The organism is Pseudomonas sp. WOUb67, from assembly GCF_050058005.1.
Taxonomy (GTDB): Bacteria; Pseudomonadota; Gammaproteobacteria; order Pseudomonadales; family Pseudomonadaceae; genus Aquipseudomonas; species Aquipseudomonas putida_R.
The window spans coordinates 2217800-2239917 of sequence record NZ_CP170112.1; the positions used below are offsets into that span (position 1 = coordinate 2217800).

Annotated in this window: 20 protein-coding genes; 7 read left to right on the top strand and 13 right to left on the bottom strand. The window is 64.0% G+C overall.

Features of this window, described 5'->3' with window-relative positions; translation table 11 throughout:
* Positions 1–17: 17 nt before the first annotated feature.
* Positions 18–635, bottom strand: coding sequence for a LysE family transporter (locus ABOC32_RS10070; RefSeq protein ID WP_426811588.1), 618 nt, complete (start codon positions 633–635; stop codon positions 18–20).
* 187 nt (positions 636–822) lie between these two features.
* Here ABOC32_RS10070 and ABOC32_RS10075 point away from each other — a divergent pair, with 187 nt between their 5' ends.
* Positions 823–1014: a YhfL family protein gene (locus ABOC32_RS10075; protein WP_003254720.1), complete on the top strand. Its 192-nt coding sequence runs from the start codon at positions 823–825 to the stop codon at positions 1012–1014.
* Between the two features lie 88 nt (positions 1015–1102).
* On the opposite strand, the gene ABOC32_RS10080 is transcribed toward ABOC32_RS10075, so the two are convergent.
* The 3 genes from ABOC32_RS10080 to ABOC32_RS10090 form a co-directional block, all read right to left on the bottom strand.
* Positions 1103–3544 (bottom strand): TonB-dependent siderophore receptor, encoded by a 2442-nt coding sequence (locus ABOC32_RS10080; RefSeq protein ID WP_426810924.1) that lies wholly within the window; start codon positions 3542–3544, stop codon positions 1103–1105.
* Positions 3545–3819: 275 nt separating this feature from the next.
* On the bottom strand, positions 3820–4785 hold the full coding sequence (locus ABOC32_RS10085; RefSeq protein WP_426810925.1) for a FecR domain-containing protein: 966 nt from the start codon (positions 4783–4785) through the stop codon (positions 3820–3822).
* A 4-nt stretch (positions 4786–4789) separates the two neighbouring features.
* The gene (locus ABOC32_RS10090) at positions 4790–5320 is read right to left on the bottom strand and encodes a sigma-70 family RNA polymerase sigma factor (protein ID WP_426810926.1); all 531 of its coding nucleotides are present in this window, start codon (positions 5318–5320) and stop codon (positions 4790–4792) included.
* Positions 5321–5652: 332 nt separating this feature from the next.
* On the opposite strand from ABOC32_RS10090, the gene mqo reads away from it, so the two are divergent.
* The 3 genes from mqo to ABOC32_RS10105 all read left to right on the top strand — a co-directional run bounded on the left by mqo (position 5653) and on the right by ABOC32_RS10105 (position 8790).
* Positions 5653–7290: a malate dehydrogenase (quinone) gene (gene mqo / locus ABOC32_RS10095; protein WP_019473514.1), complete on the top strand. Its 1638-nt coding sequence runs from the start codon at positions 5653–5655 to the stop codon at positions 7288–7290.
* Positions 7291–7534: 244 nt separating this feature from the next.
* Positions 7535–8173, top strand: a complete 639-nt coding sequence (locus ABOC32_RS10100; RefSeq protein ID WP_426810927.1) for a hypothetical protein — start codon at positions 7535–7537, stop codon at positions 8171–8173.
* Complete coding sequence (locus ABOC32_RS10105; RefSeq protein WP_426810928.1) at positions 8173–8790, top strand: helix-turn-helix transcriptional regulator; 618 nt, start codon at positions 8173–8175, stop codon at positions 8788–8790. Before ABOC32_RS10100 ends, ABOC32_RS10105 begins: the two co-directional genes overlap by 1 nt.
* Before the next feature lie 323 nt (positions 8791–9113).
* On the opposite strand, the gene ABOC32_RS10110 is transcribed toward ABOC32_RS10105, so the two are convergent.
* Positions 9114–9449, bottom strand: a complete 336-nt coding sequence (locus tag ABOC32_RS10110) for an ArsR/SmtB family transcription factor (protein WP_016488623.1) — start codon at positions 9447–9449, stop codon at positions 9114–9116.
* 49 nt (positions 9450–9498) lie between these two features.
* Here ABOC32_RS10110 and xenA point away from each other — a divergent pair, with 49 nt between their 5' ends.
* On the top strand, positions 9499–10590 hold the full coding sequence (xenA, locus tag ABOC32_RS10115; protein ID WP_426810929.1) for a xenobiotic reductase XenA: 1092 nt from the start codon (positions 9499–9501) through the stop codon (positions 10588–10590).
* Positions 10591–10708: 118 nt separating this feature from the next.
* Here the strand turns inward: xenA and ABOC32_RS10120 are convergent, their stop codons facing one another.
* From ABOC32_RS10120 to ABOC32_RS10140, 5 genes are all read right to left on the bottom strand, one after another.
* On the bottom strand, positions 10709–11956 hold the full coding sequence (locus ABOC32_RS10120; RefSeq protein ID WP_426810930.1) for an NAD(P)/FAD-dependent oxidoreductase: 1248 nt from the start codon (positions 11954–11956) through the stop codon (positions 10709–10711).
* Positions 11957–11958: 2 nt separating this feature from the next.
* The gene (locus tag ABOC32_RS10125; RefSeq protein ID WP_426810931.1) at positions 11959–13536 is read right to left on the bottom strand and encodes an aldehyde dehydrogenase (NADP(+)); all 1578 of its coding nucleotides are present in this window, start codon (positions 13534–13536) and stop codon (positions 11959–11961) included.
* 152 nt (positions 13537–13688) lie between these two features.
* Positions 13689–14636, bottom strand: coding sequence for a dihydrodipicolinate synthase family protein (locus tag ABOC32_RS10130; RefSeq protein WP_426810932.1), 948 nt, complete (start codon positions 14634–14636; stop codon positions 13689–13691).
* Positions 14637–14678: 42 nt separating this feature from the next.
* The gene (locus tag ABOC32_RS10135) at positions 14679–15605 is read right to left on the bottom strand and encodes a 4-hydroxyproline epimerase (RefSeq protein ID WP_426810933.1); all 927 of its coding nucleotides are present in this window, start codon (positions 15603–15605) and stop codon (positions 14679–14681) included.
* Between the two features lie 23 nt (positions 15606–15628).
* Positions 15629–17242: an APC family permease gene (locus ABOC32_RS10140; RefSeq protein WP_426810934.1), complete on the bottom strand. Its 1614-nt coding sequence runs from the start codon at positions 17240–17242 to the stop codon at positions 15629–15631.
* Positions 17243–17621: 379 nt separating this feature from the next.
* Between ABOC32_RS10140 and ABOC32_RS10145 the strand changes: the two genes are divergently transcribed.
* The gene (locus tag ABOC32_RS10145) at positions 17622–18404 is read left to right on the top strand and encodes a helix-turn-helix domain-containing protein (protein WP_426810935.1); all 783 of its coding nucleotides are present in this window, start codon (positions 17622–17624) and stop codon (positions 18402–18404) included.
* On the opposite strand, the gene ABOC32_RS10150 is transcribed toward ABOC32_RS10145, so the two are convergent.
* Positions 18392–19279: a LysR family transcriptional regulator gene (locus tag ABOC32_RS10150; protein ID WP_234229520.1), complete on the bottom strand. Its 888-nt coding sequence runs from the start codon at positions 19277–19279 to the stop codon at positions 18392–18394. The two genes, ABOC32_RS10145 and ABOC32_RS10150, sit on opposite strands and share 13 nt — an antisense overlap.
* A gap of 140 nt (positions 19280–19419) precedes the next feature.
* Between ABOC32_RS10150 and moaB the strand changes: the two genes are divergently transcribed.
* Positions 19420–19959 carry a molybdenum cofactor biosynthesis protein B gene (gene moaB / locus ABOC32_RS10155; RefSeq protein ID WP_043204243.1) on the top strand — a complete coding sequence of 180 codons (540 nt, stop codon included), beginning with the start codon at positions 19420–19422 and terminating at the stop codon, positions 19957–19959.
* Positions 19960–20089: 130 nt separating this feature from the next.
* On the opposite strand, the gene ABOC32_RS10160 is transcribed toward moaB, so the two are convergent.
* Together ABOC32_RS10160 and moaA are read right to left on the bottom strand one after the other, a co-directional pair.
* On the bottom strand, positions 20090–20989 hold the full coding sequence (locus ABOC32_RS10160; RefSeq protein WP_086974611.1) for a bestrophin family protein: 900 nt from the start codon (positions 20987–20989) through the stop codon (positions 20090–20092).
* Positions 20990–21009: 20 nt separating this feature from the next.
* Entirely contained in the window at positions 21010–22014 is a 1005-nt protein-coding gene (gene moaA / locus ABOC32_RS10165) for a GTP 3',8-cyclase MoaA (protein WP_043204241.1), read from the bottom strand.
* Positions 22015–22118: the final 104 nt, after the last annotated feature.

Below are 22118 nucleotides of genomic sequence, written 5' to 3' on the forward strand. Positions count from 1 at the left end.
TCTGCGAGTCAGGGGTTTCAGCGCATCGCCGCCAGCTTGATGCCAAACCCTACCAGGCAAGCCCCTGCCAGCCGCTCGAACAGGTTGGTGATCCGTGGGTTGGCACGCATGCGTTCGGCCAGCCGGTGCGTCAGTACCACGGCGACCAGCCCGTAAAGGAACGTCACCACCGCCACCGTCGCAGCCATGAAGCCGAAGGTTACCAGCCCCTGATGCTTCACGGGGTCGATGAACAGCGGGAAAAACGCCATGTAGAACATGATCGCCTTGGGGTTGAGCAAGGTGATCAGCATGGTCTGGCGCAGGTACTGGCCATTGTCCATGCGGCTGGTTCGGGGAGCGTCGCCGGGTTTGCTCAGCAGCATGCGCAGGCCCAGGTACGCCAGGTACGCGGCACCGGCCCATTGCACCATGTGAAAGGCCGTGGGGTAGGTGGCCAGCAGGGTGGCGACCCCGGCTACCGCCAGCCACAGCAGCACCTGGTCACCCACGATCACCCCAAGCGTGGCGGCCAGGCCAGCCTTGATACCGCCCTTGCCGGTGGCGGTGATCAGGGCAAAATTGCCCGGGCCGGGGATGGCCAGGAGGATGATGAAGGCGATGACGAATGCGCCGTAGTCGGTGACGCCGAGCATGGTGAGTTCCTTGGGCATGGCGAAGGCAGTGCCCTGAACTATCGTCGCCAAAGGCGCGCTTTTCAACCTGTTGTTGCACAATTGCAACGAACTTGTGCCAGGTGCGACTTGGATCCAATGCAGGGAGTCTGTATCATCCCGCGGCCATCAGAAGATGGCCGAAGATGATTCATTTAAAGGACTTTGTATGAAAAAGCTGTTCAAGGCCACCGTAGCCGTTGCTGTTGTCTCGGGTGTTGCCCTGCTGTCGGGTTGCACTGGCCAAGTTTACAACCAACCGAAAAACTGCACTTACGACTACCTGTTCCACCCTTCGGTTTCCATCTCCAAGATCATCGGTGGCTGCGGCCCAATCGATAAACTGCCTCAGCAGCAGTAATCTTGGCGGTAACTTGATCGCGACGCTTGCGACGTGATCCAAGGCCCCCGGTCATGTAAATGGCCGGGGGCTTTTGTTTGTGGGCCACTTACCAGCGCAGCGACACGGTTCCCAGCAGCGTGCGCTCTTCACCCCAGTAGCAGCGCCCGGCGTTGTTGCAGCCTGCTACATATTCTTTGTCGAACAGGTTGCGGGCGTTGACCTCCACCGACCAGTTTTCGTCGATCTCATACCCGACCTTGGCATCCACCAGCGTCACATCGCCGGTATCCAGCTTGCCGTACAGGCTCGCCGGGGTGTACGCGAAGGTGCTGTCGAAGTGGCGCACGCCGCCCCCGATCTGCAGGCCCTTGAGCAGGCCGTCACGGAAGCGATACGTGCTCCACACCGACGCCTGGTTGCGTGGCACGCCGGTCATCTGGTGGTCTTCATACAGCGACCCGGCCACATCCTTGGTGATGCGCGAATCGGTGTAGGTGTAGGCAGCGGTGAGGTTGAGGTTTTCGCTCAGGTCGCTGTTAAGTTCCAGCTCCACACCCTTGGCCCGGCTTGCACCGATCTGGCGGTAGTCACCCACGGCGGAATCGAACAGCACATCGTCCTTCTTGCGCAGGTCGTACACCGACGCAGTAAAGGCGGTGTTCCAGCCTTTGGGCTCGTACTTGATGCCCACTTCGTACTGCTCACTGGTGGTCGGGTCCAGTGGGCCGCTCTTGCTTTCGGTCTGCTGGGTCGGGGCAAAGGCGGTGGAGTAGCTGAAGTACGGCGACAGGCCGTTTTCGAACTGGTACATCACCCCGGTCTGCCAGGTGAACTTGCTGTCCCAGCTGTCCATGTCGGCCTGCGCGTTAAGGGTACCGGCCTTGTTGCGGAACTGGCTGTTGACCCGGTCCAGTCGCCCGCCCAACAGCAGCACCCAGTTGTCGACCTTGGTTTGCAGCTGGCTGTAGAGGCCGTACATGGTCTGATCGAGCAAGGCGTTCTGCACATGCAGGGGCGTGCTGGGCTTGCCGTTCCAGACCGGGTCAAACACATTGATGGTACCGCCATTGCCAGCGTCCCAGTCCTGGTTGAACGAGGTGCGGTCCAGGCTTGCGCCCACCAGGAAGGTATGGTCGAACGCGCCGCTGATGAAGTGGCCTTCGAACTGGTTGTCCAGCGAGTAGGCGATGGACTTGTTGTAGCGGTCGTAGGCCTGGTTGCTCAGGGTGGTACCGAAGCCACCGTTGTTCAGGCTGCCGGGCCACATTTCCTGGCGGTCGATGCGCGACTGCATGTACCGCGAGTTCTGGCGGAACTGCCAGGTGTCGTTGAAGTGATGGCTGAACTCGTAGCCCAGGCTCCAGGTTTCCCGTTCGAAGTTGTCCCAGTCCGGGTTGCCGGACAACTGGTCCTTGTCGATCTTGCCGTTGGGGTTGTGCAGCAGGGTGCCGGCAGCCGGGTAACCGAGCTCCATCAAGGTGCGGTCGCGCTGGTAGGTGGCCAGCACGGTCAGGCTGTTGAAGTCGTCGAAGTTCAAGGTCAGCGACGGCGCGATGTACAGGCGGTCGTCGGGCTGATGGTCGACCTGGGTGTCAGCCTTGCGGCCCATCATCACCAGGCGGCCGAGGACATTGCCCTCATCGGTCAGCGGGCCGGAAACGTCGACACCCAGCTGGCGGCGGTTGTGCGAGCCGTAGCTCAGTTGCACTTCGCCGCGCGCTTCGGCAGTGGGCCGTTTGCTGACCAGGTTGACCACGCCACCCGGGGCGTTTTCGCCATACAGGATCGACGTCGGGCCGCGGAACACTTCCACCCGCTCCAGGCCGTAGGGCTCGCTGCTGGTGTCGTAGCGGTTGCCCTGCACCCGCAGGCCATCGCGCAACAGGCCATAGCCGTAGTCGGTGGCGTTGAAGCCGCGGATGAAGAACAGGTCACCCGCCTGGCCATCACCGCCGGCAAACGGCGGTGAGAAAATGCCTGGGACATAGCCCAGCACCTCGGTGAGGGTTTGCGATTGCTGATCATCCATGCGCTGGCGGGTCACCACCGAAACCGAGCGCGGGGTGTCGGCCAGGGCGCTGCTGGTTTTGCTGGCGGTGGCACTGGCGACGGCGCGGTAGCCGCTATCGCTTTGGCCGTTGCTGGCGAGCAGGGTAGCGGCGTTGATCGACGTGGCATCCAGTTGCAGGGCGGTGCCATCGGCAAGCGGTTGCAGCACATAACCCGCGCTACCTTGCGGTACGGCTTGCAGGCCGCTGCCTTGCAGCAGCCGGGCCAGGCCTTGGGCGACGCTGTAGCGGCCTTGCAGCCCCTGGCTGGTCTTGCCGGCGGCCAATTCGTTGCTGCCGGCCAGGTAGATGCCGGCTTGGCTGCTGAACTGGTTGAGGGCGCTGGTAAGCGAGCCGGGTGCGATGTTGAAGCGGGTTTCGGCGCTGGCTGCCTGTTCGGCGTGGGCCAGGGTTGCCGGCAACATCAGTGGCGCGGCGGCAAGAAGCGAAAGTGGCGCGGCAAGCGCCAGGCGGAACGCAGGGTGGAAGGGCATCGGCATGCGGGTCTCTGGAATCGGTAGGGTGAGTTGGAAGCGCTATGCCGGGTTAACCGAACGAGATTGGAAAAAGGGAACTGGTTTGGCAGATTTTTTATGAGTTGGCGCTGAGATCTACATGGGTAGCACCATCACTCAGGCTACCGCGTGCCTGTGTAGGAGCAGCCTTGTGCTGCGAAGAGGCCATTGCAGGCGAAGATTATCTTTAGCCTTACCGGCCTCTTCGCAGCACAAGGCTGCTCCTACAGGGCCTGTGTTTGCCTTGAAACAGGTGCCCATCAGGCCGGCTCGACTGTGACCCACCAGGGCGTCAACCGCTGCACTCGCACTGGCAATGCCGCTTGCAACAGTTCCAGAGCTCGGTCGGTGTCGTTGAGCGGGAATGCCCCCATCACCGAGAGCTGTGCAACGTCCGGGTGCCAACCCAGGTGCCCATGGCGATAGCGTCCGAGCGTTTGCAGCAGGTGCGCCAGGGGCATGTCTTCGGCATTGAGCCGTCGGTGAATCCACGACTCGCCCGCGCTTTGCGCCGGGCGGGCGTTGCTGATGCCCCGGGCGCTGAAGTCCACCTGCTGCCCCGCCGGCACGATGCAGCGCTCGCCGCTTTGAGCCGTGCACACCTCCACGGCGCCCGCGTACACGTCCAGCCGGGTGCGCTCCCCTTGCTGGCACACGGCAAAGCGCGTGCCCAGCGCCTGCATGCGCCCTTGTGCTGTGTCGACGAAGAAGGGGCGGCGCGGATCGTGGGCGGTTTCCACCAGCAACTCGCCAAATCGCAGCTTCAGTACCCGGCTGAGTGTGGAGAATTCCATGTCCACGGCACTTTGCGCCCCCAGCCACAACTGGCTGCCATCGGCCAGGCGGGTTTCGCGGATTTCACCGATGCCGGTGGCCATGTCGGCATCCCAGCCCGACAACGGGGCACCGTGCCACGCCCGCCAGCCAAGTAGGGTGCTGGCGCCAAGCACCAGCAGCGACTTGAGCCCGGTGCGCCGGCTGAAGCGCCGCGCGTCGTGCTCACGCAATGCCCGGCCTGCCGCTGCGCCTTCGGCCTGCAGCGGGGCAAAACGCTGGCCGACCCGTTGCACATAGTGCCAGGCCGCCTGATGGTCGCCGTGCTGGTCAAGCCAGTGCTGCCACTGGGTGCGCAACTGCGGTGCGGCGTTTTCGTCCTGCAACTGCACGTACCAGTGCGCGGCCTGCTGCAGGCTGGCGTGGCTGAGTTTTTGCGCGGGCGCGGTCATGGCGTCACTCCACCAGCAAGCCGTCGAGTTCGGCTTCGAGAATGGCGCAATGCAGAAATGCCTGAGCCAGGTACTTCTTGATCATGCGTTCGCTCACCCCGACGTGTGCGGCAATATCGCGGTAGGCCAGGCCATCGATCTGCGCCAGCAGAAATGCCTGGCGCACCTTGCTCGGCAAACGCAGCAGCATGGCGTCCACCTCGTGCAGGGTCTCGACAATGATCGCGCGCTGTTCGGGGGAGGGCTGCACTGCTTCGGGCTGCAAGGCCAGCTGCTGCAACCAGGCCTGTTCCAGCTTCTGCCGGCGCCAGTGGTCCACGCACAGGCCGCGGGCGATGGTGGCCAGGTACGAGCGCTCGCCGCGTTCGCCGTCAAACTGCCTTGGGCGGTTGAGGATGCGCACGAAGGTGTCCTGCACCAGGTCAGCGGCATCGCAGCGGCTGCCCAGGCGGCGGTACAGAAAGCCGAGCAACCAGCGCGAGTGGCTGTGGTACAGGGTATGGAGCGAGGTGTTCAACTCTGGGATCGAAACCACGGCGGCATCCGGCGCGAACGCATACTGGTGCGAATGAGAAATGATCGCGATAGTAGGGGCGCCGAGAAAATACTGCAATCACTGCAAAGCTTGCCGGTATTCCCTGGGACAACCCGTCACGTTGACGCGAGGGCCGGCAATTTGTTTGCGCTGGCATTTCGGATACAATCAGAAAAACGATTCAGCCCTGTCGGTCAATTCGACAAAAGGCCGAATCGTTTTCTGGTTCTCTGGCTGCCGAACAATGATCAACAACAAGCCTGCGCTGAAGAACAAGGAACACCTGGGCCAGCCACAGGCCCTCCCTCCGTTCTCCTGACTGGAATTGATCAATGTTCAAGAAAGCTGGCAAGACCTTGCTGGGTCTGGCTGTCGCTGCAAGCTTCATGCAAGCGCATGCCGCAGAAACCAAAAAAGTAGACGTGCTGCTGGTTGGCGGCGGCATCATGAGCTCCACCCTGGCTGTGTGGCTGCACGAGCTGGAGCCAAGCTGGTCGATGGAAATGGTCGAGCGCCTGGACGGTGTGGCCGAAGAAAGCTCCAACGGCTGGAACAACGCCGGTACCGGCCACTCCGCGCTGGCCGAGCTGAACTACACCCCGGAAGACAAAGACGGCAACGTCAACATCTCCAAGGCCATCGAAATCAACGAAGCCTTCCAGATCTCCCGTCAGTTCTGGGCCTGGCAGGTTCGCCAGGGCGTGCTGAAGAACCCGCACTCGTTCATCAACACCACCCCGCACATGAGCTTCGTGTGGGGCGATGACAACATCAAGTTCCTGAAAAAGCGTTACGACGCGCTGCAGGCCAGCCCGCTGTTCCGCCCGATGCAGTACTCCGAGGACCACGCGCAGATCGCCAAGTGGGTCCCGCTGATGATGGAAGGCCGCGACCCGAACCAGAAGCTGGCCGTGACCTGGACGCCAATCGGCACCGACGTCAACTTTGGCGAGATCACCCGCCAGATGGTTGGCCACCTGAAGACCCAGGACAAGTTCGACCTGAAGCTGTCCAGCGAAGTGCAGGACATCACCCGCAACAAGGACGGCTCCTGGCACGTCGAGTACAAGAACCTGAAGGACGGTACCGAGTCGGCTACCGACGCCAAGTTCCTGTTCATCGGTGCCGGCGGCGGCGCACTGAAGCTGCTGCAGAAGTCGGGCATTCCTGAAGCCAAGGAATACGCAGGCTTCCCGGTGGGCGGCTCGTTCCTGGTGACCGAGAACCCGACCGTGGCCATGCAGCACATGGCCAAGGCCTACGGCATTGCCTCGACCGGCGCGCCACCCATGTCGGTACCGCACCTGGACACGCGCGTGCTGGACGGCAAGCGCGTGATCCTGTTTGGCCCGTTCGCCACCTTCTCGACCAAGTTCCTGAAGAACGGCTCGTACCTGGACCTGCTGAGCAGCACCACCACCCACAACGTGTGGCCGATGACCAAGGTCGGTATCGAGCAGTACCCGCTGGTGGAGTACCTCGCTGGCCAGCTGATGCTGTCTGACGATGACCGCTTCGAAGCCCTGCGCACCTACTTCCCGAATGCCAAGAAGGAAGACTGGCGCCTGTGGCAGGCCGGCCAGCGTGTGCAGATCATCAAGCGTGATGCCGAGAAAGGCGGCGTGCTGAAGCTGGGCACCGAAGTGGTCGCGTCCGAAGACCGTACCATTGCCGGCCTGCTGGGTGCATCGCCAGGTGCTTCGACTGCTGCACCGATCATGCTGAACGTGCTGGAAACGGTGTTCAAGGAGAAGGTCGCTACCCCAGAGTGGCAGGCCAAGATCAAGCAGATCGTGCCGAGCTACGGCACCAAGCTGAACGATTCGGCAGCGGCCACCCAGAAAGAGTGGAACTACACCGCTGAAGTGCTGCAGCTGGAGAAACCGCCGGTGATCGACGCCAGCGTTGACTTCGGTGGCGCGGCGAGCGAGCCGGTTGAAAGCAAGCCTGAGAATGACATGGCGCTGTAATCGGCCATTGTTGTGACCAGAAGCCACGGGGGAAACCTCGTGGCTTTTTTGTTGCCTGTTCGGGCCTCTTCGCAGCACAAGGCTGCTCCTACAGGTTCGTGCTGTACCTGTAGGAGCAGCCTTGTGCTGCGAAGAGGCCGGTCAGGGAAACCACTGATCAGAAACTGCAAACGAGGCCCAATAAAAACATATTTTGATGCTTAAATTAATCTTGTCAGTCGATCCCCTCCAGGAGGGTGCCGTCATGAACACCAAGATTGCCGCCTTACTGCTGCTCGCCCTGTGCGCCCCGCCGGCATGGAGCCAGAGCTACTCCACCTCAACCCCCGCCGCCCAACCCGCATCATCCGCCGCATCAACCACCCGCATGGCCCTGCGCGACCTGTGGGTCGAGCACATATTCTGGGTTCGCAACTACGCTGTCGCCAACCAGGCAGGCAACGCCAACCAGGCGGAAGTCGCCGCCAATGAAGTGGTCAGCGACGCCACCCGCATCGCCAACAGCATCGCGCCGTTATATGGCCAACCCGCCGCTGACCAGTTGCTGAAACTGCTGGCCGGCCACTGGGGTGCAATCAAGCATTACAGCGACGCCACCGTGGGCAAGGATAAGAAGGGCCAACAGGCCGCCGTCGATGAGCTGACCAGCAATGCCAAGGCCCTCGCGGGGTTTCTGGCCAAGGCCAACCCGAACCTGCCTGAACCGACCCTGCTGACGCTGCTCAGTGCCCATGGCGGCCACCATGTGGCGCAGATCGACCAGCTGGCGGCGGGCGACTACGCGGGTGAGGCGCGTACCTGGGGGATGATGCGTGAGCATATCCTGACCTTGTCCGACGCCCTGGCCGCAGCGCTGGTCAAACAGTTCCCGGACAAGTTCTGATGCTCGAAGGCCTGGGCCGTACCCAACAGGACCTGCTCCACGCGTTGTTGCATCAGCCAGCCGGCATGAGCATCGACGACCTGGCGCAGGCCCTGGCCATCACCCGCACGGCCGTGCGCCAGCACCTGGCCGCGCTGGCGCGTGATGGCCTGGTCAAACGCGGCGCTACCCGGCCTACCGGGCGGCGCCCGGAGCAGTTGCACGAACTGACGGATCTTGCCCGCGAACAGTTCCCCCGCCAGTACCCGCTGCTGGCCAACCTGCTGATCGGTGAAGTGGCGGGCTTGCTCGGCCAAGAGGCATTGCTGGCGCTGATGCGTCAGCTGGGGCGCAAGTTGGCCGCAGACCTTGAGCACAAGGTGGTGGATGAAGCACGTATTGTCGAGCATATGAACAATGCCGGGTACGAGGCACAGGTGTTCTTCCGCTCGGCGGGGGAGCCGCAGATCGTCGCGCACAATTGCGTGTTCCATCATCTGGCCAAGGCGCACCCGGTGGTGTGCGAGCTGGACCTGGCGCTGATCGGGGCGCTGGGCGGCGGCGAGGTCAGCCATGAGGAATGCATGCTCAGGGCCGGGCGGGTGTGCCGGTTTTCCCTGACCAAGAAAGAAGATTGATGATGCCTGTACTGGCCTCTTCGCGGGTAAACCCGCTCCCACAGGGACCGCGAAGTTGTCTGTGGGAGCAACTGTCTTGCACCATCACTCAGGCTACCGCATCACCAGGTAGGAGCAGCCTTGTGCTGCGAAGAGGCCGGTAGGGCTGAAAATCATCTTTGGCTGCAACGGCCTCTTCGCAGCGCAAGGCTGCTCCTACAGGTCCCGTACTTGCCTTGGAATCGAGACAGTCAGTTGGACCAACTGCCTGGCTGAAAATCCAAAAGGGGGCACGCCCCCGTGTGGGAGCGGGTTTACCCGCGAAGAGGCCAGCACAGGCAAAATCATCTCTGGCGCAGGATGCACTCCAGCAGCCCGGGAAACCGCTCACCCAGCATTTCGCTGCGCAGTGAATTCATGTGGGTCGTTCCCACATTGCGGGTATGCACCAGCCCCGCATCACGCAGCACGCGGAAGTGGTGGGACATGCTCGACTTCGGCCGGCCCCCGTCCAGCTCGCCGCAGCTGGCTTCGGCCACGCCGGCCAGGTGGCGGACGATTTCCAGGCGCACGGGGTCGCTGAGCGCATAAAGCAGGCGTTCAAGGATCAGGTCTTCAGCGTTGGGATGTTTATAGGCTCGCATGGCCGACATGATAACGGGGGTTTCACTAATTGCCATAGTTCGATTATGATCGAACAACAGTATTCAGATGAACCCGGAGTTTCCCATGTCCGCACTGTTCGAACCCTACACCCTCAAAGACGTCACCCTGCGTAACCGCATCGCCATTCCGCCGATGTGCCAATACATGGCCGAAGACGGCATGATCAACGACTGGCACCACGTGCACTACGCCGGCCTGGCCCGTGGTGGTGCCGGCCTGCTGGTGGTGGAGGCCACTGCGGTGGCGCCGGAAGGGCGCATCAGCCCCGGTTGCGCCGGTATCTGGAGCGATGCCCACGCTCAGGCGTTCGTGCCGGTGGTGCAGGCCATCAAGGCGGCAGGTTCGGTGCCGGGCATCCAGATCGCCCACGCCGGGCGCAAGGCCAGCGCCAACCGCCCATGGGAGGGTGACGACCACATTGCCGCAGACGACGCGCGCGGCTGGCAAACCATCGCCCCGTCCGCCATTGCCTTTGGCGCGCACCTGCCGAAGGTGCCACGGGAAATGACCCTGGACGACATCGCCCGGGTCAAGCAGGACTTCGTCGATGCCGCCCGCCGTGCGCGTGATGCCGGCTTCGAATGGATCGAACTGCACTTTGCCCACGGCTACCTGGGCCAGAGCTTCTTCTCCGAGCACTCCAACAAGCGTACCGACGCCTACGGTGGCAGCTTCGACAACCGCAGCCGCTTCCTGCTGGAAACCCTGGCTGCGGTGCGTGAAGTGTGGCCAGAGCACCTGCCGCTGACCGCGCGCTTTGGTGTGCTGGAATACGATGGCCGCGACGAGCAGACCCTGGAAGAATCGATCGAACTGGCGCGCCGCTTCAAGGCAGGCGGCCTTGACCTGCTGAGCGTGAGTGTCGGTTTCACCATTGCCGAGACCAACATCCCGTGGGGCCCGGCGTTCATGGGGCCGATTGCCGAGCGAGTGCGCCGTGAGGCGAAGCTGCCGGTGACTTCGGCGTGGGGCTTTGGCACACCGCAACTGGCTGAGGCCGCGTTGCAGGCCAACCAGCTGGACCTGGTTTCGGTAGGGCGTGCGCACCTGGCCGACCCGCATTGGGCGTACTTTGCGGCCAAGGAACTGGGGGTGGAGAACGCTTCCTGGACCTTGCCGGCGCCGTATGCGCACTGGCTTGAGCGTTATCGCTGAGGCTTAAAGGGGCTGCTTTGCAGCCCATTCGCGGCACAAGGCCGCTCCTACAGGGGAACGCGTGCTCTTTGTAGGAGCGGCCTTGTGCCGCGAATGGGCCGCACAGCGGCCCCCGAATCTAGAACCGATCCAACTGGTAGGCACCCATCTCTGGCCCAGCGGCCCGCTCAGCCAACCGCCCCACCCATTCCGCCGTCACCGCCGCCTGGGTCAACCCCAGGTGCTGATGCCCAAACGCCAACAGCACCCGCCCATCGCACACCCGGTCAATCACCGGCAACGAGTCCGGCAACGATGGCCTGAAGCCCATCCACGGTGTCGCCCCTTCAACGCTCAAGTCTTGCCGGAACAACCCCTTGCTCAGCCGGTGCAATTGCCACGCCCGTTGCATGCTCGGCGGTGCCTCCAGCCCGGCGAACTCCACCGTGCCGGCCAGGCGCAAACCTTCGGCCATGGGCGTCATGATGAACTTGCGCTCAAGCGAGGTGACTGCAAACGGCAGGCGCTGGTGCTCACCCGGCAACATCAGGTGGTAACCGCGTTCTGTGTCCAGCGGCACCCGCTTGCCCGTCAGCGCGGCGGTCAGTTTTGCAGAGTGGGCACCACAGCTGATCAGCACCTGGCGGGCATTGAGCGGGCCCTGGTCGCTGGCCAGGCTGACGCCGCCGCTGTGCAACTGCCCGCCATCGACCTGCGCCTGAACAAAGCGCACGCCGCTGGCCTTGGCCGCTTCGAACAATTCGCACACTACCCGGTACGGGTCGATGAAGTGCCCGGTGCGCGGAAAGAACAGCCCACCCAGCAGGGCCGGGCTCAGTTGTGGCGCTGCCTCGCGCACGGTTTCGGCCGACCAGACGTCCACCGGCACCGCCTGCAGTTGTATGCGGGTGCGCAACGCCTCCAGTGCCTGGCGTGACTCAGGCTTCTCGAATACCAGCAACGAGCCATCCTCCCGGAACAGTTCGCTGCGCCCGATCGAAGCCAGCAGCCGCTGCCAGGCACCCAGGCTGCCTTCGTTCAACGTGCGGATGCCGGCCACACTGCGCTGGAACGGCGCCGGGCGCAGGTTGAGCAGCAGGCGGGTGAACCAGGGCATGGCCTTGGGCAGGTACTTCCAGTCCAGGCGCAGCGGGCCCATCGGGTCCAGCAGCATGCGCGGCAAGCGCTTGAGGATCGACAGGTCGGCAATCGGGAACACCTGCTCGGTGGCCAGGTGCCCGGCGTTGCCATAGGACGCGCCCTGGCCGGGTGCCTGGCGGTCGATCAACAGTACCCGGCGGCCTTGGCGGGCCAGTTGCAGGGCACAGGCAACGCCGACAATGCCGGCGCCCACTACCGCAACATCGGCTTCAGGGGTTTCGACCATGCTCAGCCTTCCCGTTTGCCGTCGAGCAGGCGCCGCAACTGCAGCGGGTTGCCGTGCTGCAATGCGTGCGGCAGAAGTGCATCGGGGAAGTCCTGGTAGCACACCGGGCGCAGGAAACGCAGGATCGCCGCCGTGCCCACCGAGGTCGTACGGGCATCGGAGGTGGCCGGGAACGGACCGCCATGGACCATGGCATCGCACACCTCGACACCGGTCGGCCAGCCATTGACCAGAATGCGCCCGGCCTTGCGTTCAAGGGTCGGCAGCAGCGCACGGGCGCTGTCAATGTCGGCATCGTCCAGTTGCAAGGTCGCGGTCAACTGGCCTTCCAGGTGCTCGGCCACTTGGCGTATCTGCTCGTCGCTGGCACAGGCCACCACCAGTGACGCCGCGCCGAACACTTCAGCCTGCAATGCCGGGTCGGCGAGGAAGGCTTCGGCTTGGGTGACAAAAAGTTGCGCCTGGCATTGGTTGGGCCCTTGCCCGGCCTGGCCGCTGGCCGCAGCCTGGGCATTGGCGTTTTCTGCCAGGCCACCGACACCGGCCTGGTAAGCACTGAAGATGCCCGGGGTGAGCATGGTCTGCGCAGCAGCCTGGCGCACGTGCTCGCTGGCAGCGTCGATAAACCGCTGCAACGCCGGCCCTTGGCGGGCAATCACCAGCCCGGGGTTGGTGCAGAACTGGCCGGCACCTTGGGTCAACGAAGCGACGAAGCCTTGCGCCAGCGCCTCGGCACGGGCTTGCAGGGCTGCCTCGAACAGGAACACCGGGTTGATCGAACTCATTTCGGCGTACACCGGGATTGGCTCCGGGCGTGCCTGGGCCGCTTGGCATAGCGCGATACCACCGCTGCGCGAGCCGGTAAAGCCAACGGCCTTGATGCGCGGGTCGCTGACCAGCGCGATGCCGACTTCACGGCCGGAGCCGTACAGCAGCGAGAACACGCCGGCCGGCAAGCCGCACAGCTTCACCGCTTGCGCCACCGCCTGGCCGACCAGTTCGCTGGTGCCTGGGTGGGCGCTGTGGGCCTTGATCACCACTGGGCAGCCAGCGGCCAATGCCGACGCGGTGTCGCCACCGGCCACCGAGAAGGCCAGCGGGAAATTGCTGGCGCCGAACACGGCTACCGGCCCCAGGGCCACCTGGCGTTGGCGCAGGTCGGCGCGGGGTAAAGGCTGGCGTTCTGGCTGGGCGTTGTCGACCCGCACATCCAGCCATTCACCGGCCCGCACCACCCGGGCGAAGGTGCGCAGCTGGGTACAGGTGCGGCCACGCTCCCCCTGGATGCGCGCCTTGGGCAGGCCGCTTTCGGCCACGGCGCGGTCGATCAGGGCATCGCCCAGCGCTTCGATTTGCGCGGCGATGGTTTCGAGGAACTGTGCCCGTTGTTCGAGCGATGTTTCGCGGTAGGCATCGAACGCAGTCCAGGCCAGCGCGCAGGCCTGGGCCACGTGCTCGCCGGTGCCGCCGAGGTAGGCCGGTTCCAGTGGCTGGCCGGTGGCCGGGTCGATGGCGCGAATGGCTTCGCGGCTGCCGGTTACCGGCGTCTGGCCGATCAGCAGGTTGCCTGTGAGGGTCATGGAGCCTCCTTGGGAAAAGAAAAGCAAGATCAAGGGTGCGACGCGGACCCTGTGGGAGCGGGTTTACCCGCGAACCAGGCAACTCGGTGCCTGGCACCGGCTTTGCCGGTGTTCGCGGGTAAACCCGCTCCCACAGGGATCTCAGCGGCTGCTTAGGCGATGTTCTGTTCGGCCGACCAGCTGGCGTACCAGCTGCGGAACAGCGCGTACTGCTGCTCGGCGTAGTTGCGCTGGGCGTCGGTCAGCACGTCGGTTTCGTTGAAGTGCAGGCTGTACTCGCTGTCGCCGTTCAGCACCATCAGGTGCTTGTAGTACAGCACCAGGTCACAGCCCTCATCGAACGACGACAGCACCGCCAGCGCCGCTTCCAGCTCGCGCGCCAGGCGGCGGGCCTTGGCATCACCCTTGGCCGCCTGCTTGCTCAGGCTTACCAGGTGTAGCACCTCGCGCGGCAGGGCGTTGCCGATACCGGTGATGGCGCCGGTGGCGTTGCAGTTGACGAAGCCATGCACCACCTGGGTGTCCACGCCGACCATCAGGGTCACGTCGTCATCCTTGGAGGTGATGTGCTCGGCGGCGTAGCGCAGGTCGGCGCCGCCGCCGAATTCCTTGAAGCCGATCAGGTTGGGGAACTCGCGGCGCAGTTCGAAGAACAGGTCGGCGCGGGTGGCAAAGCCGTAGTAGGGGCTGTTGTAGATCACCGCCGGCAGCTTGGGCGCGGCGGCGAGGATGGCCGAGAAGTGGTGCTTCTGGGCGATCAGCGAAGCGCCGCGGCTGAGCACGCGGGGGATGACCATCAGGCCGGCGGCGCCCACTTCGGCGGCGTGTGCCGCATGCGCTACCGCTTCACGGGTGTTCACCGCGCCGGTGCCGACAATGGTCGGGATGCCGGCGGCCACCAGGCGCGCCACGCCTTCCTGGCGCTCGGCTTCGGTCAGCAGCGGCCAGTCGCCCATCGAGCCGCAGTACACCACGGCACTCATGCCGGCTTCGATCAGTTCGCGGCCCTTGCGCACCAAGGCATCGAAGTCCGGTTTACGGTCGGCGGTGCACGGGGTCATCAGGGCGGGCATGGTGCCGGTGAAGATGTTGTTGGTCATTGTTGTCACTCCTCGCAGTATTCAGTCGGAAAAAGGCCGGGGTCAGATGCCCCAGGCGAACGGGTCCTGTTCGTCGATCAGCAAGGTGCTGTCGGCGGTCATGTAGGCGCGGCCGGTGATGAACGGGCGAATGTGGTCGCCGTCGCGCTCGTAGCGGCCATGGAACTGGCTGCCGGTGATGCTGGCCTGTATCCAGGTCTGGCCTTCGGCAAGCTTGCCGTCGGCGGCCAGGCAGGCCAGCTTGGCGCTGGTGCCGGTGCCGCAGGGCGAGCGGTCGTAGGCCTTGCCGGGGCACATCACGAAGTTGCGGCTGTCGGCGTTGGCGTCGTCGGCAAACAGCTCGACGTGGTCGATAGGCGCGCCGTTTTCACCGGTAATGCCTTGGGCTTCGAGGGCCTTGAGCATGGCCCAGGTGTATTCGGTCAGCGCCTCGCGGTTGTCCAGCTCGATACGCTGGCCGTGTTCGGAAACCAGGAAGAACCAGTTGCCACCCCAGGCGATGTCGCCACGCACCACACCATGGCCTGGCACCTCCACCGCCACCTGCTGGCGGTAGCGGTAGGAGGGCACGTTGCCGACGGTGATGGCGCCGTCTTCATGCAGGGTGGCGCTGACCTGGCCGACCGGGGTGTCGATCTTGTGCACACCCGGTGCGATCAGGCCCAGGTGTTGCAACGAGGCAACCAGGCCGATGGTGCCGTGGCCGCACATGTTCAGGTAGCCGGCGTTGTTGAAGAAGATCACCCCGCAGGTGGCGTCGGCCGACACCGGTGGGCAGTACAGCGCGCCCACCAGCACATCGTTGCCGCGTGGTTCCAGCAGGCAGGCACGACGCCATGGGTCGTGCAGCTCGCGCAGTTCGTCGCGCTGCTCGGCCATGCTGCGGCCGTGCAGTTGCGGGAAGCCCTTCATCACCAGGCGGGTCGGTTCGCCGCCAGTGTGGGAGTCGATGACGTGAATCTGTTTCATGGGCGTGTCCCTTGCGTAAAAGATCAGGAAGCGACGGCGGCAGGGCGGCCGGTATAGGTTTCAGCGGCGGCTTCGCTTTCGTCTTCACCTTCCAGGCGCACCAGGTGGGCAGGCACGCCAGTGGCCGCGCCCCAGTAGTAGATGCCCAGCGCGCAGGCGGCCACGACCACGGTGTCGAACGGGTGGCCGAGCACCCCCAGGCCGCCGAAGCTGCCCAGCCACGACAGCAGGATGGTTACCGCGTAGAAGCCGATCAGCCACGCCGACGAGCGCACTTGCTGGGCCAGCGACAGGTGCTGGGTGGGTACGAAACGGCTGCACAGCAGGTACAGCACGAACATCGCGATTTGCAGGGCCAGCAGCCACGACACGGTGTTCCAGCCGGACCAGTAGACGATCAGCGCGGCGATGATGAACGACAGCGGGCCAAGCACGGCCATGCCCTTGACCCGGAACGGGCGCGGCATGTCGGGTGCATTGCGGCGCAGGGCGGCGACGGTGACCGGCGCTACGGCGTAGCTCAGTACCAGGGCTGCGGATACCACGTTGATCAGCGCTTCCCACGAGGGGAACGGCAGGGTCCAGAACACCGACAGGCCGAAGGTCAGCCACAGCGCCGGGCGCGGGATGCCGGATTCTGCATCGATGCGGGTGAAGTACTTGAAGAAGGTGCCGGTCTGCGCCCAGCCATAGATCACGCGCGGGGTGGCGTTCATGTAGATGTTGCCGCAGCCGCTGGGCGAGATCACGGCGTCGGCCACCACCAGGTAGGCCAGCCAGCCCACACCCAGGGCCAGGGCGATGTCACGGTAGGGCAGGGCCAGTTCCTTGGTCACGCTGGCCCAGCCGTTGGCGAGCATTTCGGTGGGCACGCTGCCGAGGAAGGCCAGTTGCAGCAGGGCGTAGATCGCGGTGGACAGCAATACCGAAAGAATCAGCGCAATCGGGATGGTGCGTTGTGGGTTCTTCACCTCGCTGGCCACCGAAATGATCGGCGTCAGGCCCAGGTAGGCGAAGATGATGCCACCGGCCGATACGGCCATTTCCACGCCGGACAGGCCGAACGGGGCAAAGCCCTGGACCTCGAAGTTTTCTGGTTTGAAGAAGGTGAACAGCACGCCGATCACCAGCAGCGGCACGATGAACTTGAACACGCTGACCAGGTTGTTGGCCTTGGCGAAGGTTTTCACGCTGCGGTAGTTGAGGAAGAAGAACAGCCCCAGCAGGGCGAACTGCACCAGCCAGCCGAGCACGGTCGGGTCGCTGGAGCCAGCCTTGGTCAGCCCGGGGAACCAGGCGGCGGCGTATTGGCGTGAGGCGACCACTTCGATGGCGATCAGGCTGGAAAAGGCGATCAGGGTGATGAAACCCATCAGGTAGCCGAGCAGCGGGCCGTGCGAGTACACCGGGTAGCGCACCACGCCACCGGCGCGGGGCAGGGCGGCGCCCAGCTCGCAGTAGACGATGCCCAGCAGCAGTACGGCGAACCCGCCGAGGAACCAGGAGAGGATGCCGGCCGGGCCGGCGATGGCCGAGACGTGGCTGGCGGCGAAAAGCCAGCCGGAGCCGAAGATGGCCCCTAGGCCGATGAAGGTGAGGTCCAGCAGTGATAACTGTTTTTTGAATTTGCCTGACATGGGTTCGCCTTTTTGTTGGTTATTGGATAGGCAGGTCTGATGTCACGAGATGCGGCTTCTTGGGCCGCGCTCTTGTAGGACTTGGGCGGCTTGCGTGGGGCATAGAGTGAACCGGTCGGGGCGACGGTTCTTGATGGTTTTCTGCAGGGGGGATGACGAAATCGGCACAGTTGCAAAAAAAGCTGGCGGCCAGGGTGGGCTGGTGGATAGGCTGTAGGCCATACCGGATAAGGGTTTGAGAGATGCAGTGCCGGTGCTGGCCTCTTCGCAGCACAAGGCTGCTCCTACAAGGACCGCGTGGCTATCAAGACCTGTGCGGTCCCTGTAGGAGCAGCCTTGCGCTGCGAAGAGGCCGGCCCAGCAAACCGAGATAGAGAAGATGACCAACACCCCCCTGGCAACCCTCTACCAGTCCCTCGACCAGCACCGCCCCGCCACCCTCGAGGCCTTGCTGGCCGGTGTGTCGCTGCTGCTGCCGATCCTCGACGCCATCCCCAATGCCGCCATCTTCATCAAGGACCCGGCCGCCCGCTACGTGCTGGCCAACACCACCCTGGTCCAGCGCTGCGGCCTCAAGCGCCTGCAACCGTTGCTGGGCAAGACCAGCGCCGAAGTGTTCCCGGCACAGCTTGGCCCCGGCTACACCGAGCAGGACCGCCGCGTGCTCAAGGAAGGCCTGGTGCTGGCAGACCAGCTGGAGCTGCACCTGTACGGCAGCCGCGAGCCCGGCTGGTGCCTGACCCACAAGCGCCCGCTGTACAGCCAGGCAGGCGAGATCATCGGCCTGGTCGGCATTTCGGTCGACCTGCAATCAGCCGCCGACAGCCACCCCGCCTATCAGCGCCTGGCCGCGGTGGACGAGCACATTCGCCAGCACTTTCACCAGCCGATCAGCATGGGCGAGCTGACCCGCATCGCCGGTATTTCCGTGGCCCAGCTGGAGCGCTATTGCAAACGGGTGTTCCACCTCACGCCCCGGCAGATGATCCACAAGGCGCGCCTTGAGCACGCCCACCGCCTGTTGCATTCGGACCTGCCGATCACTGAAGTGGCGATGTGCTGCGGCTACACCGACCACAGCGCCTTCAGCCGCCAGTTCAAGCAACTGACCGGCTTTACCCCGCGCCAGTACCGCCAGGCAACCAGCGATCAGGTGGCTTGAAACAGTGCCCGTGCCTCGGTAAAGCACTGTTCGGCAATCGCCGAACGCGGCTCGCTGCGGCGCAGCAGCAGGCCGACCTGGCTGTGGATGGCGGCGTCGGCCACCGGCACGATGCGCAGGTGCTCGCTGAGGTCTTCCAGGCCGCAATCCAGCGGCATGATCGCGCAGCACATGCCGGTGTTGATGGCCTGGATCAGCTGGAAGGTCGAGTCGCTTTCCAGCACCGCATTCGGCTCCAGGCCGCGGCTGCGGAAGCTCAGGTCCAGCGATTGGCGGTAGTGCATGCCTTTGCTCAGCAGGCCCAGTGGTATGTCGCTGAGTGCATCCCAGCGCAGCGGGTCGCTGGCGAACTGGAAGTGCCGGGTGTCGTGCAACAGGCCCATGGTGGTGGTGCCCAGTTCGATCACTTCGAAGAAGCTGGTATTGACCTGGTCCAGGTAGCAGATACCCAGGTCGAGCTGGTTGCGGCTGAGCCCGTCGATGACCTGCTCCGAGCTCAGCGAGCTGAGCTGAAAGTGCAGTTCGGGGTATTTTTCGCGCAGCGGCAACAGCAGGTGCATGGGGTTGAAGCTGGCCAGCGGCACGGTGCCCAGGCGCAGGCTGCCGACCACCTGGCCACGGCAGCTGGCGGCCTCGGCCTGCAGGCCGTCGTGGGCGGCAAGCAGGGTGCGGGCCCAGGCCAGGATGCGCTCGCCGGCTTCGGTGAAACCTTCGAAGCGCTGGCCGCGTTTGACCAGCACCAGCTCCAGTTCGTCCTCCAGGTTGCGCAGGCGCATGGACAGCGTCGGTTGAGTGATATGGCACAGCGCCGCCGCCTGGCCGAAGTGGCGGGTCTGGTCGAGGGCGATGAGGAACTTGAGCTGCTTGATGTCCATGAAAGTGCCTGGCGTCTGGTTATGCAGACCTTAACCCACGTCTGCGATAGATGTCATTGATCGCCCGGTACGCCATATTGATTGGACGCCCTCGGGCCGTGCCTCTAGCGTGGCGACAATGCCATCCAAGGAGCTTTACCGTGCGCGTCCAACCCGATGCGGTTTTCGTACCGCTGAACATCGCCGTGCTGACTGTCAGCGACACCCGTACCTACGACAACGATACCTCCGGCGAGCTGCTGGCCAGCCGTTCGGTAGAGATCGGCCACAGGCTGGTGGCGCGGGCGCTGCTCAAGGACGACCTGTACAAGATCCGCGCCCAGGTGGCGACCTGGATTGCCGATGAGCAGGTGCAGGTGGTGCTGATCACCGGCGGCACCGGCTTTACCGGGCGCGACAGCACGCCGGAGGCCGTCGAGTGCCTGCTGGACAAGCGCATCGATGGTTTTGGCGAGCTGTTCCGGGCCTTGTCGATTCTGGATATCGGCACCTCGACCGTGCAGAGCCGGGCGTTGGCCGGGTTGTCCAACCGCACCTTGGTGTGCTGCCTGCCGGGCTCTACCGGGGCCTGCCGCACGGCGTGGGAGGGGATCCTGGCCGAGCAGCTGGATGCCCGGCACCGGCCATGTAACTTCGTCAAACACCTGCTGCCGATCGAGGCCTGCGCAAGCCGGGGTTGATCTTCAGCCTGTACCGGCCTCTTCGCGGGTAAACCCGCTCCCACAGGATCTCCCCTGCATTTGAACCTTGTGCTGTACCTGTGGGAGCGGGTTTACCCGCGAAGAGGCCAGTGCAGGCAAGCACAAACTGTCAGCTCAACACATACCCCACCGGCAACAACGCCGGCGGCAGCTGCTGTTCTCCCAACCCTGCCAGCACATCCCGCTCCACGGTCCGCACCATGGCGTCGGTCGGCAAATCGTTCTCATCGCGCCCGAACGGGTCTTCCAGCTCGTTGCCAATCGCATCCAGCCCGAAGAACGTGTACCCCACGATGGTGGTGAACAGCGGCGCCAGCCAGCCCAGCGGCTCGGCCAGGGCAAACGGCAGCAGCAGGCAGAAGATGTAGATGGTGCGGTGCAGCAGCAGCGTGTAGGGGAAGGGCAAGGGCGTGAATTTGATCCGTTCGCAGGTGGCCTGTACCTCGGTCAGGCCTACCAGTCGCTGCTCCAGCAAGCTGTAGCGCCAGTCACTGATCTGCTGTTGCTCTGCCAGCCTTGAGCAATGCTGGCCAATCTCGCGCAGGATGCCATCGCACACGTTGTGCGGGCTGATCGCCTCTGGCCGGGCGAGCCATGGCCGGGCAGCCGCCAGCTCGTCCTCACCCCGCAGCCGCGCATTCAATGCATGGGCAAAACCGCACAGGTTGCGCAGCAGTTCGGTGCGCAGCGTTTCGTCGGCAATCACCACGCTTTCGCGCACGAACGAGCGGGTTTCGATGATCAGCTTGCCCCAGGCCTTGCGGCCCTCCCACCAACGGTCATAGCAGGCGTTGTTGCGAAAGCTCATGAAAATAGACAGCGACAGGCCAAGCAAGGTGAACGGCGTGGCACTCACCGGGTAGAAAAACGCCGGGTAATGGCGCTCGACCAGCACGATCAGCGCGGCCAGCAAGGTCACCATCAGGCAGCGCAGGGCAATGCGCTTGACGATCGAACCCTTGAGGGTAAACAGCACGCGCAGCACATCGGGGTTTGGGTGGACAATCATGGAAATCCAGAGACGGCTGATCAGCCGCCGGTCATGTTCATGAAGCGCAGGATCTGCACGTCGCCACCCACTTCGAAGTGATGGCGGTAGGGTTTGAGATGCAGCGAATCGCGGATGGCCTTTTCCAGGCGTTCGGCATTGCCGGGGTGGGCGCGCAGTACGTGCTTCAGGTCCACCGAGTGTTCATTGCCCAGGCACAGCAGCAGGCGGCCTTCGACCGTCAGGCGCACGCGGTTGCAGGTGGCGCAGAAGTTGTGGCTGTGCGGCGAAATGAAGCCGACCCGGGTGTTGGCGGCTTCGGCCAGGCGCCAGTAGCGGGCCGGGCCCTGTGAGGATTCGGTGGATTCGATCAGGGTGAACTGCTCGGCAAGGCGCGCACGGACTTCATCACTGGAGCAGAACGACTCGCCGCGCTCGTGTTCGCTGATCACCCCCAGCGGCATTTCTTCGATGAAGGTGATGTCCAGTTCGCGATCGATGGCAAAGCGCACCAGGTCGACCAGTTCATGATCGTTGCGGCCTTTGAGCACCACGCAGTTGAGCTTGGTGCGCTTGAAACCGGCCTGGCGTGCGGCGTCGATGCCGGCGATAACCTGGTGCAGGTCGCCGGTGCGGGTCAGCTGCTTGAAGCGGTCGGCGTCCAGGCTGTCGAGGCTGATGTTCAGGCGCGTCACGCCGGCATCAAACAGCGGCTGGGCCAGGCGCCCGAGTTGCGAGCCGTTGCTGGTCATGCACAGTTCGCGCAGGCCGGGCAGGGCGGCAATGCGCCCGCACAACTCGACGATGCCCTGGCGTACCAGGGGCTCGCCGCCGGTCAGGCGGATCTTGCGGGTGCCCAGGGCGACGAAGCGCTCGGCCACCTGGAACAGCTCTTCGAGGCTGAGAATTTGCTGGCGCGGCAGGAACTGCATGTCTTCGGCCATGCAGTACACGCAACGGAAGTCACAGCGGTCGGTGACCGACATCCGCAGGTAGTCGATTTTCCGGTTGAAGCCGTCGATCAGGGCCCGGCTGTTCTGTTCCACGTTCGCGCTCGAATGGGTTGGGACACAACTCCAAGCTATAACCTGGCCGCAGGGGCGTCAAATTGCTTTGTCTGACTGGTTGATCGATGGTTTCTATCACGGCT